General features: G+C 59.8%; 13 protein-coding genes and 1 tRNA gene. 6 read left to right on the forward strand and 8 right to left on the reverse strand.

The genetic code is table 11. The annotated features are described in order from the left end of the window. Nucleotides 1-13: 13 nt before the first annotated feature. Nucleotides 14-682, reverse strand: a complete 669-nt coding sequence (locus VJS46_RS10715; RefSeq protein ID WP_324060036.1) for a GcrA family cell cycle regulator — start codon at nt 680-682, stop codon at nt 14-16. Nucleotides 683-794: 112 nt separating this feature from the next. Between VJS46_RS10715 and VJS46_RS10720 the strand changes: the two genes are divergently transcribed. Beyond that, the gene (locus VJS46_RS10720) at nt 795-1,637 is read left to right on the forward strand and encodes an ABC transporter permease (RefSeq protein WP_324060037.1); all 843 of its coding nucleotides are present in this window, start codon (nt 795-797) and stop codon (nt 1,635-1,637) included. Nucleotides 1,638-1,662: 25 nt separating this feature from the next. On the opposite strand, the gene hspQ is transcribed toward VJS46_RS10720, so the two are convergent. Then, nucleotides 1,663-2,043, reverse strand: a complete 381-nt coding sequence (gene hspQ, locus VJS46_RS10725) for a heat shock protein HspQ (RefSeq protein ID WP_324060038.1) — start codon at nt 2,041-2,043, stop codon at nt 1,663-1,665. A gap of 146 nt (nt 2,044-2,189) precedes the next feature. Here hspQ and VJS46_RS10730 point away from each other — a divergent pair. Further along, a tRNA-Ser gene (locus VJS46_RS10730) sits at nt 2,190-2,279 on the forward strand. Nucleotides 2,280-2,296: 17 nt separating this feature from the next. Here the strand turns inward: VJS46_RS10730 and wrbA are convergent. Together wrbA and VJS46_RS10740 are read right to left on the reverse strand one after the other, a co-directional pair. Next, entirely contained in the window at nt 2,297-2,896 is a 600-nt protein-coding gene (wrbA, locus tag VJS46_RS10735) for an NAD(P)H:quinone oxidoreductase (protein ID WP_324060039.1), read from the reverse strand. Between the two features lie 72 nt (nt 2,897-2,968). Further along, nucleotides 2,969-3,667, reverse strand: coding sequence for a pirin family protein (locus VJS46_RS10740; protein ID WP_324060040.1), 699 nt, complete (start codon nt 3,665-3,667; stop codon nt 2,969-2,971). A 91-nt stretch (nt 3,668-3,758) separates the two neighbouring features. Here VJS46_RS10740 and VJS46_RS10745 point away from each other — a divergent pair, with 91 nt between their 5' ends. From VJS46_RS10745 to VJS46_RS10760, 4 genes are all read left to right on the forward strand, one after another. Further along, entirely contained in the window at nt 3,759-4,664 is a 906-nt protein-coding gene (locus tag VJS46_RS10745; RefSeq protein ID WP_324060041.1) for a LysR family transcriptional regulator, read from the forward strand. A 156-nt stretch (nt 4,665-4,820) separates the two neighbouring features. Continuing rightward, nucleotides 4,821-5,531, forward strand: a complete 711-nt coding sequence (ctrA, locus tag VJS46_RS10750) for a response regulator transcription factor CtrA (protein ID WP_324060042.1) — start codon at nt 4,821-4,823, stop codon at nt 5,529-5,531. A gap of 127 nt (nt 5,532-5,658) precedes the next feature. Continuing rightward, the gene (locus VJS46_RS10755; RefSeq protein WP_324060043.1) at nt 5,659-5,877 is read left to right on the forward strand and encodes a hypothetical protein; all 219 of its coding nucleotides are present in this window, start codon (nt 5,659-5,661) and stop codon (nt 5,875-5,877) included. 93 nt (nt 5,878-5,970) lie between these two features. After that, nucleotides 5,971-8,844 (forward strand): M16 family metallopeptidase, encoded by a 2,874-nt coding sequence (locus tag VJS46_RS10760; protein WP_324060044.1) that lies wholly within the window; start codon nt 5,971-5,973, stop codon nt 8,842-8,844. A 35-nt stretch (nt 8,845-8,879) separates the two neighbouring features. Here VJS46_RS10760 and VJS46_RS10765 read toward each other — a convergent pair whose 3' ends face one another. The 4 genes from VJS46_RS10765 to ilvC all read right to left on the reverse strand — a co-directional run bounded on the left by VJS46_RS10765 (nt 8,880) and on the right by ilvC (nt 13,697). Continuing rightward, complete coding sequence (locus tag VJS46_RS10765) at nt 8,880-9,851, reverse strand: nitronate monooxygenase family protein (protein ID WP_324060045.1); 972 nt, start codon at nt 9,849-9,851, stop codon at nt 8,880-8,882. Between the two features lie 65 nt (nt 9,852-9,916). Further along, entirely contained in the window at nt 9,917-11,602 is a 1,686-nt protein-coding gene (gene leuA / locus VJS46_RS10770; RefSeq protein ID WP_324060046.1) for a 2-isopropylmalate synthase, read from the reverse strand. Between the two features lie 342 nt (nt 11,603-11,944). Then, the gene (locus VJS46_RS10775) at nt 11,945-12,562 is read right to left on the reverse strand and encodes a YceI family protein (protein ID WP_324060047.1); all 618 of its coding nucleotides are present in this window, start codon (nt 12,560-12,562) and stop codon (nt 11,945-11,947) included. Nucleotides 12,563-12,677: 115 nt separating this feature from the next. Then, nucleotides 12,678-13,697, reverse strand: a complete 1,020-nt coding sequence (ilvC, locus tag VJS46_RS10780; RefSeq protein ID WP_324060048.1) for a ketol-acid reductoisomerase — start codon at nt 13,695-13,697, stop codon at nt 12,678-12,680. Nucleotides 13,698-13,729: the final 32 nt, after the last annotated feature.

Below are 13,729 nucleotides of genomic sequence, written 5' to 3' on the forward strand. Positions count from 1 at the left end.
GCCTTTCCTTTGTTCAGCGTACTCGCGGCCCGCCAAAGGGCAGCGGCGGCGGCGGGCGCCGGGTTCCACGCGGCAACTGCGCCTGATAGGCGCGGCCGCAATGCTCGACACAATAGGGAAAGCCTGGATTCACCTTCTCTCCACAAAAATGGAAATCCGGCTCTCCGGGATGGCCGAGGGGCCATTTGCAGATCTTCTCGGTGAGATCGAGTAGACTGGTCTTGCCAGCGATTTCCGGGCTGGGCTTCGCCGGGACCAACCGCCGCGGCGGGGCAGGCGGAATGGGCGCCTGCTGGTCGCCGGGGCCTTGCCGCAGGAAACCGCCAGGCCCAACCGACACGATGCGTGGCTGGGGCGCCGCCGCTTCGGCTGGAACGGGAGCCGGAGCGCTGGGAGCGGGACGAGGAGCGGGCGCCGCGGTCACCGGCTTTGCGGCCGCCACGGGCGTCTGCTCAGGCTGAGGCTCGGGCTTTTTGGGTCCGGGCCGCTTGGGCGGAGCCGCCTTGCGCGGGGCGTCTCCCGCCTTGACGGGCGAGGGCCGGGACTGCAGCCCCAGGCGATGCGCCTTGCCGATGACGGCATTACGGCTCACACCGCCCAGCTCGTCGGCTATCTGGCTTGCGGTCATCCCCTTTTCCCACATCGATTTCAGCTGGTCGATGCGTTCATCAGTCCAGGCCATTCATACTCCTTCGGCTTCGTCAGTCCGGAACTGCTCCCATGATATGGTTTGGGCCACAGCTACAAAAAAACGCCCTTGCGGGCCGCGCCGCCACCCGATAGGCGATCTCACCATGAACGAACAGCAGAAAATCGATAGCGACTTCAAGGCCGTTCGCGCGGAACCGGGAATCGCTCTGATCCGCAATGTGAATTGGGCGGGTGCGCGAGCCCTTTATATTAAGGAGGTTCGCCGTTTCTTCAAGGTGCAGCTCCAAACCATATGGGCGCCCGCGATAACGACGCTGCTGTTTCTGATCATTTTCACCGTGGCGCTGGGCAGGCGGAATCATGAGGTGCTTGGCGTACCCTTTGCCGATTTCCTTGCCCCAGGCCTGATCGTCATGGGCATGATGCAGAACAGTTTCGCGAACAGCAGCTTTTCCCTTCTGGTGGCCAAGGTGCAGGGAACGCTGGTCGATTATCTGATGCCGCCCATTTCGGTCGGAGAGCTGCTGGGCGCACTCGTTGCCGCTTCGGTGACGCGGGCAATCCTGGTGGGATCCGCGGTGTGGCTGGCGATGCTGCTGTGGCCTGGTGTCGATGTCGCGCCCGTCCATGGCTGGGCGATCGTCTGGTTTGGTGTGTTGGGCTCGGCTTTTCTCGCCTTTCTGGGGGTCCTGACCTCGATCTGGGCGGAAAAGTTCGATCATGCAGCAGCCGTTACCAATTTTGTGATCGCGCCGCTGTCACTGCTTTCAGGAACCTTCTATTCCATTGACCGGCTGGCACCGGTATTTCAGGCGATAAGCCACGCCAATCCCTTTTTCTACATCATTTCAGGCTTCCGCTATGGCTTCCTTTCGGCGGCGGATTCCCAAGTGGTTGCGGGCGCGCTGGTGCTGCTTCTGCTCAATATCGGAACGGGCCTGCTATGCTACGCCTTGCTCAGGAAAGGCTGGAAGCTAAAGGCCTGAGACGGCTTACGCCGCCAAACAGGAATCAATGGCGATGGCGTGTGCGTAGCTCGTACCGACCATCGGCATAGGAACTGAACAGATCATCGATAGCCGGGTGGTCCACCGGCTCCTCGCTATCGTCATATTGCAGATTCTGCTGACTGACATAGGCAATGTAGCTGGTCTCACCATTTTCAGCGAGCAGGTGATAAAAGGGCTGGTTGCGATCAGGCCGCAAGTCTTCCGGGATGGACTGATACCATTCCTCGCTGTTGGCAAAAATGGGATCGACGTCGAAAACAACCCCACGGAAACCGAACAGGCGGTGCTTCAGAACCTCACCAATGCAGAAGCGCGCATGCGCGATGATGGGAGCGTGCAGACGGATATTGCCGCCATTAGGGCGAGTGACATTCGAATCCATGCTCCCAATTTAGAAAGATTGTGCGTTGATACAAGGAGGTGCTTGGCAAGCGCGCATTCATCCGCTAATGCCCGCCGCTCAAACCGACCCTCGTCCGGGGGCCTGCGGCACCGCTCCGCACATGAAGGCACCGACATATTCCTCGCGGAGAGGTGGCAGAGTGGTCGAATGCACCGCACTCGAAATGCGGCATACGGGCAACCGTATCGAGGGTTCGAATCCCTCCCTCTCCGCCAATCCTTCCACGACAAGTTCACCCAAACAACTTCCCCGCAACCTCGGCGACGCGCTTGCCCTGATGGCGGGCGCCGGCCAGTTCGGTCTCGCTCGGCTGCCTGCTGCCATCGCCGCCAGCAATGGTGGTCGCGCCATAGGGGGCACCGCCCTTTACGTCATCCACGCCTGTCTGACCGGCATAGCCATAATCCAGCCCGACGATGGTCATGCCAAAGTGCAGAAGATTGGTGATGATCGAAAAGAGAGTGGTTTCCTGGCCGCCATGCTGGCTGCCAGTCGAGGTGAAGGCGGCGCCTACCTTTCCGACGAAGGCGTTCCGGGCCCACAAGCCGCCGGTTTGATCCAGGAAAGCGGCCATTTGGGAAGACATACGGCCATAGCGCGTTCCGGTGCCGATGATGATGGCGTCATAATTTTCGAGTTCCGCCACGGTGGCGACCGGTGCCCGCTGATCCAGCCTGAAGTGTGATTTCTCCGCTATTTCCTGCGGAACTGTTTCGGGGACGCGCTTGACGTCCACCGTCGCGCCGGCCTCCCTGGCGCCTTCTGCCATGGCATGCGCCATGGCCTCTATATGACCATAGGAGGAATAATAGAGCACCAGAACTTTTGCCATGTCTTGTCTCCTAAAAAAGGCAGGGGCCGCCCGCGCGGGGGTGGGGTACGGGGGAGCGCGGGCGGCAGGGGATTATTCTGCGTCGACTAGTATGATTTCAGAGTCTTCCAGGGCCCTGATGGACAGCGGCTCTCCGCCGGTAATGGCCGCTCCGTCCCGGGCGTTGAACATCGCGCCATTGATCTCGATCCGGCCGGTCGCAGGAACAAGATAGGCATGACGGCCCGGCGCCGCCTCATAGCTCAGTTCTTCACCGGCCTTCAGCGTTGCACCGAGCAGCCGGGCATCCGCCCTGATGCGCAGTGCGCCTTCGTCCTCGGCATAGCCGCTGGCCAGCACCACAAAGCGTCCTGAACGGTCTCTCTTGGGGAAGGGCTTGGCGCCCCAGCTCGGCGAGCCTCCGCGTTCCCGGGGGATCACCCAGATCTGGAAGAGCGTCGTCGCTTCGTCCTCAAGATTGTATTCGCTGTGCCGCACCCCGGTTCCAGCGCTCATCACCTGCACATCGCCCGCTTCGGTGCGGCCGGTATTGCCCATGCTGTCCTGATGCGTGATTGCCCCGGTGCGGACATAGGTGATGATTTCCATGTCATTATGCGGATGCGGCGGGAAGCCCGTATTGGGAGCGATCTCATCGTCGTTCCACACCCTTATGGCGCCCCAGCCCATGCGCGAGGGATCGTGATAGCCCGCGAAGGAAAAGTGGTGATGGGCGTCCAGCCAACCGTGGTTGGCGTGCCCCAATGAAGAAAATTCCCGTCTCTCAATCATCTCTCTGATCCTTTCATATCTTGATGAAAGGCAGATAAGCCGTCATCATCGTTTCCAAAATAAGCAACATTGAAACGGATTGTTTCTCAATATGCGCTTACCTGATTTCGAAGCCTGGGCGATCTTTGCTGCCGTCGTTCAGCATCGTTCCTTTACCGGAGCTGCCAAGGCCCTGGGTCTGTCCAAGGCAACCATCTCGAAAGCAGTGTCCCGCCTTGAGAACCAAGTGGGTACGAGCCTGTTCCACCGAACGTCCCGGCATTTGTCGCTTACTGAAAGCGGACGCGGCTTGGCTGAAAGGGCGGCGCGAATATTGGCGGAGGGGATGGCAGCCGAAGAGGCCGCTCGGGACGAAGCAGACGCCCCGCAAGGCATGGTACGCCTTGCGGCTCCCATGAGCTTCGGCCTGTTGCATGTCGCGCCCGCCGTGGCCGATTTCCTGGCGGAATATCCTGGCATAGCCATCGATTTGCACCTGAGCGACGAGAAGATCGACATCATTGAAATGGGTTTCGATGCCGCGCTCCGGATTGCGGCGTTGCCCGACAGTTCCCTTCGAGTGCGCCGGCTGGGTGGAGTGGAATCCAAAATCGTGGCGGCTCCCTTCTATCTCGAAAGGCATGGCCGTCCCGTCCATCCGGCCGATCTCGCGAGCCATCGCTGCTTCAGCTATTGTTATCTTCCGACCCCGGATCTTCTACGTTTCCATGGGCCGGGCAGGGAGGAAGTCGTGGTCCGGCCCGAAGGTCCCCTTCGCGCAAATAGTGGCGACGCCATGCTTCCGGCACTCCGGGCGGGCCTCGGCATTGCCATATTGCCGGACTTCATCGTGGGAACGGATATTGCCGCTGGTCGTTTGGAGGCGATATTGCCCGGTTGGTCGCCTCCTCCGGTCTCCCTCCATCTGCTTACGCCTCCGGGTGTGGCCAGGCCTGCTCGTGTAAGCCTTTTGGTGGAGTTTTTGTCGGAACGATTCCGCTCGCTATGCCGCAGTTGAGGAGCATTCTTGACCAACCGAAACGACCGCGACTCGTGGATGCAGGCCGGTTAAACCAAAATTAACCTTTGGCATTCATAAGTTCTATGGTTAATATATGTGCATGGATGTGTCACGGGTCGTGAAGCATCCGCCAACGGAACAAGGGGCTGCCAGATGCGCGTGCTGCTTATCGAAGACGAACCGACGACGGCAAAGGCGATCGAGCTGATGCTGACGACCGAAGGCTTCAACGTCTATACCACCGATCTTGGTGAGGAAGGCTTGGATCTCGGCAAACTCTACGATTATGACATCATCTGCCTCGACCTCAACCTTCCCGATATGCACGGCTATGACGTGCTGAAAAAATTGCGTACCGCCAAGGTGCAGACGCCGGTGCTCATCCTTTCGGGCATCAGCGAAATGGACAGCAAGGTCCGGTCGTTCGGTTTTGGTGCCGATGACTATGTCACCAAGCCGTTTCACCGTGATGAGCTCATTGCGCGCATTCATGCGGTTGTGCGCCGTTCGAAAGGCCACAGCCAGTCTGTCATCCGCACCGGCAAGCTGGCGGTCAACCTTGACGCCAAGACCGTTGAGGTGGACGGCAACCGCGTACACCTGACCGGCAAGGAATATGCGATGCTGGAGCTGCTTTCGCTCCGCAAGGGTACGACGCTTACCAAGGAAATGTTCCTCAATCATCTTTATGGCGGGATGGACGAGCCGGAGCTGAAGATCATCGACGTGTTTATCTGCAAGCTGCGCAAGAAGCTGGCGCTGGCCTGCGGTGGCGAAAATTACATCGAGACGGTCTGGGGCCGGGGCTATGTGCTGCGCGACCCCGATGAAGATATGGATGCTCCCTCGGTGCGGGTCGCCTGATCAACTAAACTACCGGGGGCCAGGGGCCGGCGGACTATCCGCCGGCCCTTTGCATTTGGGGAAGCTGTAGCGCTATGCAGGAGCAGCTGCGATTCGCCATTGGCTGACGGGGTGGAAGGGGCCGGATATGGATCCAGGAACATCCAATCATGAAATGCATCCTCTGGACGCTTTCTTTGTCTTGCCCATGATGCTGGGCGATGCGGCGCTCTGCTATTCCCGGGAGATGTCCCGGAGCTGGTGGCGGCAATTTTTTCAATGCACCCGCCATCCTCATGAGGGACATGCACAGCTTGAGGTTCCCGATCCCCTGGAAGCAGATGACGAGCGCGACTTGTTTGCCTGAAGTGCGCCGAAAGCTTAGCTGAACTGCGTTTCCTGCCTGTCGGCCCGAGGTCTATTCACTGGCCAGAAAGCTTTGGGCTGGATATAAAGCCGAATGACTTTGAAAAAGAGGCGTTCCGCCATCTTCCTTCCCGTCCTGTCAATTGTTCTTGCCGGGACAGTTCCCCCGGTTCCATTGCTGGCACAGCAGGTTTCGTCGCCGTCGGCCGACAAGGTCCCTTGGCTCTACAAGGGCAGCGACGTTCCCGTGGACAAGGCGTGGCTGTTTGGCGAGCTGGAGAATGGCCTGCGCTATGCTGTGCGCCAGAATGGGGTGCCGCCCGGCCAAGTCTCGATCCGGGTGCGGGTGGATGCGGGCTCGCTCATGGAAGAGGACAATGAGCTCGGTTATGCCCATTTCCTCGAGCATCTGACGTTCCGGGGTTCCAAATATGTGCCGGACGGAGAGGCGAAGAGGGTCTGGCAGAGGCTCGGCGCAACCTTTGGCAGCGACAGCAATGCCCAGACGACGCCGACCCAGACTGTCTATCGCCTGGACCTTCCCGACGCGACAAGTGCCGGCCTAGATGAAAGCATGAAAATCCTGGCCGGGATGATTACTGACCCGACCATTACCGACGCCAGTGTGAATGCCGAAAGAGCGGTGATCCTGGCCGAGCGCCGCGAAGGCTATGGTCCGCAGGTTCGTGTGGCGGACGCGACCCGCGCGCTGTTCTTCGCGGGGCAGCGGCTGGCAATGCGCAGTCCGATTGGGACGGCCCAGACTCTGGAACAGGCCAGCGCCAATGGCCTTCGGGCTTTCCACGACCGCTGGTATCGTCCGGAAAATGTGGTGATCTCCATTGCCGGGGACGGCGATCCCAAGCTGTTTGAACAGCTTGTCCGCAAATATTTCGGTCCCTGGAAAGGCGACGGCAAAGGGCAGGCTATCGCTGATTTCGGCAAGCCGAACCCCAGCCTGCCGGTAAGCGAAGTGGTGGTCGAACCGGGCCTTCCAGCGACGCTTAGCCTGGGCTGGCTGCGTCCTTGGGCGCTCAAGGACGACACCATCGTTTATAACCGCGAGCGGTTGACCGACATGCTGGCGCTGCAGATGATCAACCGCCGTCTGGAGGCAAGCGCCCGGAGCGGCGGAAGCTATATACAGGCGAGCGTTGCGCAGGAGGATGTCAGCCGGTCGGCCGATGGCACTTTCGTCAGCATCCTTCCGCAGGGCGAAGACTGGGCCGCTGCGCTCGCCGATGTTCGGGCCGTAATCGAGGATGCCAAGGCCTCACCAGCGACCCAGGCAGAGATCGACCGCGAATATCAGGAGTTCGAAGCGCTGCTTGCCATGGCGGTCGAGAACAAGGACACGGAAGCAGGTTCCAAGCAGGCGGATGATATTGTTGGAGCCGTCGATATCCGGGAAACCGTTGCTGCACCGGAAACGGCGCTTTCGATCTTTCGCGAGATGAAGCCAAGTCTTACTCCTGCAAAGCTGCTCGCCTCTACCCGCGAGATGTTCCAGGGCACTACCATGCGGGCCATATTGACACTTCCGGCCGAACAGCCGGAAGCCGAGGGCAAGCTGGCCCTGGCGCTCAAGACGCCCGTCACTCCCGCAAAGAATGTGCGCCTGACTGGCGCGCCTGTCACTGCAGCGGACTTGCCGAAAATGGGCGCTCCGGGGAAAGTCACCGGCCGCGAAAAGCTGTCCGATCTGGGCATCGAGATGATCAGCTTCTCAAATGGCGTCAAATTGTCGCTTTTTGCCAATGCGGCAGAGAAGGAGAAAATCAGGATCAACGTTCGCTTTGGCCATGGATATCAGGCATTTTCTCCGGCCAAGCCAGTGGCGAGCTGGGCGGGCGGCTATGCACTGATGGCGAGCGGCGCGGGCAAGCTGGGGCAGGAGGAGCTTGACCGCCTCACCACCGGACGGCGCATGGGCATGCAATTCGCGATCGACGATGATGCGTTTGAGATGAGCGCCATCACCCGAGCCGCCGACGTCGAGGACCAATTGCACCTGCTGGCGGCGAAATTGGCTTATCCCCGCTGGGATGCAGCCCCGGTTCAACGGATGAAGGCGGGCATCCTCGCCGCTTACGATGCCATGTCGAGTTCTCCTGGTAGCGTGCTGGCTCGTGACATGACGGCGATGCTGCGGGATGGAGATGTCCGTTGGCGCACGCCGAGCAGAGCGGAAATCAGCGCGCTCACGCCCGAAGCCTTTCGCTCCACATGGGAACCCATTCTCAACAGTGGCCCGATCGAGGTGCAGATCTATGGTGATATCGATGCGGAACGGGCGATTGCGCTCGTCGGAAAGACCTTCGGGGCCCTTCCTCCGCGCAAGGATGTGCCTGTGGACCCTGTCAATCTGAAGACGGCTTTCCCGACTCATACGGCCAAGCCTGTTGTGCTGCGGCATACAGGCGACAAAGACCAGGCGGCGGCGGTCATGGCCTGGCCGACCGCTGGCGGCTTTGCTTCCGCCCGAGAAGGACGGCAGCTCGAGATATTGGGGCAGATTTTCAATGACCGTCTATTCGAAGGCCTGCGGTCACAGGATGGCGCCGCCTATAGCCCGAGCGTCGACAATAGCTGGCCCTTTTCCTTTGATAATGGCGGCTATATCTCCGTTACAAGCCAGTTGAAGCCCGACCGGATCGGCTATTTCTTCACGCTCATCAACCGTATCGCCACTGACCTAGCGAGCACCCCTGTCAGTTCCGACGAACTGCAGCGCACCGTTGCGCCCATGCGTCAACTGTTGGCCCGCGCGAGCACGGGCAACGCCTTTTGGATGTCGCAGATGGAAGGGGCGAGCTTTGACGGCCGCCGCGTTGCAATCATGCGCTCGATGCCGCGCGATCTGCTGGAGGTAACACCTGCCGAGATACAGGCTTTGGCGCGGAAATATCTGATACCCGGCAAAAGCTGGTCGGCGGTGGTGCTACCAACCGGCGTTGAGGCAGAATAATCGCCGCGAAGGATTCGGATCGGGCGATTATGGCGTCAGGTCAACTTGGCGAGCAGTTCCGCTTTCGCTGCTTCATACTCGGCCCTGAGTTGCGCCACCCGCGCGCCAACGGGTTCGATGGAACGCACGGCCCCAACGCCCTGTCCTGAACCCCAGATGTCCTTCCAGGCTTTGACCGCCTGACCTTCGTTGGATCCGAAACTCATTTTCGAAGCATCGCTCTGAGGCAGATCGGCTGGATCAAGCCCCGCGCGCTCAATCGATTGGCGCAAGTAATTGCCGTGAATGCCGGAAAAAAGATTTGAATAGACAATATCCCCGGAATGCGCTTCGACAATCGTTGCCTTATAGTCGGTGGCGGCGTTCGCTTCCTGGGTGGCAATGAAGGCCGAGCCAATATAGGCAAGGTCAGCGCCCAATGCTTGCGCGGCCAGAATGGACCGGCCACAGGCGATAGCTCCCGAGAGCGCTATGGGGCCGTCGAACCAGGCGCGGATTTCCTGCATCAGGGCGAATGGTGAGATGGTGCCGGCATGTCCGCCGGCTCCGGCTGCCACCGGGATAAGGCCATTGGCGCCTTTCTCCACCGCCTTTCGCGCGAACCGGTCATTGATGACGTCATGAAAGGTGATGCCGCCCCACCTCTGAACGCTGTCGTTGACATCCTCCCGCGCGCCCAGCGAGGTGACGACGATGGGCACCCGCCATTTCTCACAAATGGCCAAATCTTCTTCCAGGCGTCCATTGGATTTGTGGACAATCTGATTGACCGCAAAGGGGGCAGCAGGTTGCCCGGGGTGATCGCGGTCCCAGGCGCCAAGTTCCTCCGTGATCTGGTGCAACCATTCGTCCAGTTGACTCTGCGGACGCGCATTGAGAGCCGGGAAGGAGCCGACAATCCCCGCCTTGCACTGGGCGATGACCAGATCTGGACCGGATATGATGAACATTGGCGAGCCCATTACGGGCAGCGCCAGATTGTCGAAAAGCGGCGAGGGTAGGGACATGGGCTCTCCGGCAAAGCAAAGGCTTGGTAGAGAGACACTGAACGGGAGCGCGGCTCCCGTCCAGACTAATTTTCCCGAGTGGCCAATCCGTTCGCGGCGGAAAGGATCGCCTGCACCGATGCCGTAGCGACGTCGGCATCCATGCCTACGCCAAAGATCTTCTTGCCGTCCGCCGCCTTGCATTCGACATAGGCTGCCGCCTGCACATCGGAACCATGCCCGATGGCATGCTCGCTATAATCCTCGACCTCCAGATCGATGCCGCAATTTTCGCGCAGCGCATCCAGAACGGAGGAGATAAGGCCGTTGCCTCGCCCGCTGACGGAGCGCTCCTCGCCATTCATGAGGATCTTGCCCACGAAAAGGCGATTGGAACCGCTGGCATGCGGGCTTTGCGTTTCTTGATAATCGATCAGCTTGAAGGGTTGGTCGGTGCCGAGGCAATAATGACCCTCGAACGCGGTCCAGATATCGCTTGCCACCAGTTCGCGGCTGGTCTTGTCGGCAAGGTCCTGCACAACGCGGCTGAAGTCGGCCTGCATGCGCTTGGGGAGCTTCAGCCCTTTGTCCTGCTGCAGCACCCAGGCGACGCCACCCTTGCCGGACTGGCTGTTGACGCGGATCACCGCCTCGTAGGAGCAGCCGATATCGGCCGGGTCGATAGGGAGATAGGGCACGTCCCAAAGCTGATCGTTGCGCTGTTCCTGCGCCGCGAAGCCCTTTTTGATCGCATCTTGATGGGAGCCGGAAAAGGCCGTGAACACCAGGTCGCCGGCATAGGGATGGCGTGGGTGGACTGGCAACTGGTTGCAGTAGGTGACCGTCTGAACCACCTCTTCCATGTTCGAAAAGTCGAGCCCGGGATGCACGCCCTGCGTGTACATGTTGAGCCCCACAGTCACGATGTCGCAATTGCCGGTGCGTTCGCCATTGCCGAAGAGGCAGCCTTCCACGCGGTCGCCGCCGGCCATCAGGCCCAGCTCGGCCGCCGCGACACCGGTGCCGCGGTCGTTGTGCGGATGGAGCGAGATTACGACTTTGTCGCGGTCGCGGATATGGCGGCAGAACCATTCGATCTGATCGGCATAGATATTGGGCGTCGCCGCCTCCACCGTGGCGGGGAGGTTAAGGATAATGGGCTTTTCGCGCGTGGGCTGCAATATGTCCATCACCGCCTCGCAGCATTCCAGGCTGAAATCCAGTTCGGCGGTGGAGAAGGTTTCGGGCGAATATTGGAAATGCCAATCCGTATTCGGCTGTTTGGCCGCCTCGTCGCGAATGATTTTGGCCGCGTCGATGGCGATTTGCTTGATCTGAGGCCGTTCCATGTTGAACACGATCCGCCGCCATGCCGGTGAAACAGCATTATAGACATGGACGATCGCTTGCCTCGCGCCCTTCAGGCTCTCGAAGGTGCGCTCGATGAGATCGCGGCGGGCTTGCGTGAGCACCTGGATGAAGACGTCGTCCGGGATATCGCCGGACTGGACGAGGCCGTTGATAAAGTCGAATTCGGTCGCGCCCGCCGAAGGAAAGCCAACCTCGATCTCCTTGAGACCCAGTTTCACGAGCAGGTTGAAGAAGCGCGTCTTCTTCTCCGTGTCCATCGGGTCGATCAGTGCCTGATTGCCGTCGCGCATGTCGGTGGAAAGCCAACGGGGCACCCTCGTGATCGTGCGAGCGGGCCACTGGCGATCGGGCAGATCAACCTGGGGGAAGGGACGATATTTGACGGACGGGTCCTGCAACATGTCTTTATCTGCTTCTCTTTATCGGCGCGCCCGCTGCGATCTGGGCGGCGCTGCCTGCTGTTTCAACCGGAGGTTCGTCGGCCCTTAGGCTGTGTGGGCTGCCCGGCGCAAGAGCCGCAGCACCAATGACACGCCTAAGGGCGTGTAAGTCGTAGCAGGAGAAGAGACAGGGTCGCGCTCGACATGATGCGCGGCTTTAACCGAAAGGAGGAAGGGAAGTCCAGAGGAATCGGAATAGAATGGGCCAACCTTCTTGTGGACTTTGGTCCTATGCGGTGAGGTTGCCGTCGTCCCCGCCTTCGCAGGGACGACGGGGATATTCTCATTTACGGCAGCAAAGCCTTACTTCTCGAACGCTGCGGTAATCGCCAGCTTCACCTCATCCGAGACCAAAGGCACGAATTTATCGATGCCGAAGTCACTGCGCTTGATCGTCGTAGTGCCGGAAAAGCCGATGTTCAGCTTCTTGTTCATGGGATGTGTCCCGGCGCCTGTGAATTGGGCGTCTATGGTAACCGGCCTTGTCACGCCGTGCAGGGTCAGGTTGCCCGTAATGTCCGCTTCATTGCCATCGACCTTGATGGAGGTGGACACGAATTTGGCGGTGGGATATTTGGCGGTGTCCAGGAAATCCGGGGTCTTGAGATGCTCGTCCAGCTTCGTTGAGCTGGTCCGAACTTCGTTCATCGGGATTTTAACCGTCAAGCTGGCCTTTTCCGGCTGCTTGGGATCGATGGTCAGCGAACCTGTGGGCGTGCCGAACAGGCCTACATAGTTGTTGAACCCGAAATGGTTGACGGTGAAAGCGACCTGGGTGTGCGCAGGGTCCATGACATAGGTACCCGCCTGTACGCGTGCGGGATCGGGAGCGCCGGGAAGGGCGGGGGCGTCCTGAGCAACGACCGGGCCAAGCGCGAGAGCAGTAAGAGCCAGTGCCGAGGCGGCGAGAATTTTGCGCATGAAGAGGGTTCCTCAAATATTAAGGGGCGCCGCATTTCTATGCGACGCCCCGAAAATCTTCCAGTAACAAAAACCGAAACAGCTTGTTTCGGTTTTTGTTACGAAAAGGCAAGGATCAGTTCTTTTCCTTGTCCACCAGCTTGTTCGCGCCGATCCAGGGCATCATGGCCCGAAGCTGGGCGCCGGTCTTTTCGATCGGGTGCTCCGCCTGCAGCTTGCGGTGCGCCTTGAGTTCCGGGTTCCCGGCGCGGTTGTCGAGCACGAAGCGCTGCACGAACTTGCCCTTCTGGATGTCGTCCAGAACGCGCTTCATTTCGGCCTTGGTCTCGCTGGTGATAACGCGCGGGCCGGTGTGATAGTCGCCATATTCCGCGGTGTTGGAAATCGAATAGCGCATGTTGGCGATACCGCCTTCATACATGAGGTCGACGATCAGCTTCACTTCGTGGAGGCACTCGAAATAGGCCATTTCGGGGGCATAGCCAGCTTCCACCAAGGTTTCGAAACCAGCCATGATCAGGTGCGAAAGGCCGCCGCAGAGCACGGCCTGTTCGCCGAAAAGGTCGGTTTCGCACTCTTCCTTGAAGGTCGTCTCGATGATGCCCGAGCGACCGCCACCGACCGCGGAAGCATAGGACAGCGCCACGTCATGCGCATTGCCCGTCGCGTCCTGCGCAATGGCGATGAGGCAGGGGACACCGCCGCCGCGCACATATTCGCTGCGGACGGTATGGCCGGGTCCCTTGGGCGCGATCATGAACACGTCGATGTCGGCGCGTGGTTCGATGAGGCCAAAATGGACATTGAGGCCATGAGCGAAGGCAAGCGCCGCGCCGGGCTTCAGATTATCGCGCAGGTCGTCGTTGTAGATCGCGGCCTGATGTTCGTCGGGCGCGAGGATCATGACGATGTCGGCCCAGGCTGCCGCTTCGGCATTGCTCAGCACCTTGAAACCCGCGCCTTCGGCCTTCTTGGCAGTCGCCGAACCCGCACGAAGCGCAATGGCGACTTCAGCAACACCCGAATCCCGCAGGTTCTGCGCATGGGCATGGCCCTGGCTGCCATAGCCGACAATGGCGATCTTCTTGCCCTTGATCAAACCGACGTCCGCGTCACGATCATAATAAACACGCATTTTTGCAATTCCTCAATTCTAACATTCAGATT

Source organism: Rhizorhapis sp., from assembly GCF_035276005.1.
GTDB lineage: Bacteria > Pseudomonadota > Alphaproteobacteria > Sphingomonadales > Sphingomonadaceae > Rhizorhapis.

Coding starts and splice junctions, on each gene's coding strand:
- VJS46_RS10715 (WP_324060036.1), bottom strand. CDS start 682: ATGGCCTGGACTGATGAACGCATCGACCAGCTGAAATCGATGTGGGAA.
- VJS46_RS10720 (WP_324060037.1), top strand. CDS start 795: ATGAACGAACAGCAGAAAATCGATAGCGACTTCAAGGCCGTTCGCGCG.
- hspQ (WP_324060038.1), bottom strand. CDS start 2,043: ATGGATTCGAATGTCACTCGCCCTAATGGCGGCAATATCCGTCTGCAC.
- wrbA (WP_324060039.1), bottom strand. CDS start 2,896: ATGGCAAAAGTTCTGGTGCTCTATTATTCCTCCTATGGTCATATAGAG.
- VJS46_RS10740 (WP_324060040.1), bottom strand. CDS start 3,667: ATGATTGAGAGACGGGAATTTTCTTCATTGGGGCACGCCAACCACGGT.
- VJS46_RS10745 (WP_324060041.1), top strand. CDS start 3,759: ATGCGCTTACCTGATTTCGAAGCCTGGGCGATCTTTGCTGCCGTCGTT.
- ctrA (WP_324060042.1), top strand. CDS start 4,821: ATGCGCGTGCTGCTTATCGAAGACGAACCGACGACGGCAAAGGCGATC.
- VJS46_RS10755 (WP_324060043.1), top strand. CDS start 5,659: ATGGATCCAGGAACATCCAATCATGAAATGCATCCTCTGGACGCTTTC.
- VJS46_RS10760 (WP_324060044.1), top strand. CDS start 5,971: ATGACTTTGAAAAAGAGGCGTTCCGCCATCTTCCTTCCCGTCCTGTCA.
- VJS46_RS10765 (WP_324060045.1), bottom strand. CDS start 9,851: ATGTCCCTACCCTCGCCGCTTTTCGACAATCTGGCGCTGCCCGTAATG.
- leuA (WP_324060046.1), bottom strand. CDS start 11,602: ATGTTGCAGGACCCGTCCGTCAAATATCGTCCCTTCCCCCAGGTTGAT.
- VJS46_RS10775 (WP_324060047.1), bottom strand. CDS start 12,562: ATGCGCAAAATTCTCGCCGCCTCGGCACTGGCTCTTACTGCTCTCGCG.
- ilvC (WP_324060048.1), bottom strand. CDS start 13,697: ATGCGTGTTTATTATGATCGTGACGCGGACGTCGGTTTGATCAAGGGC.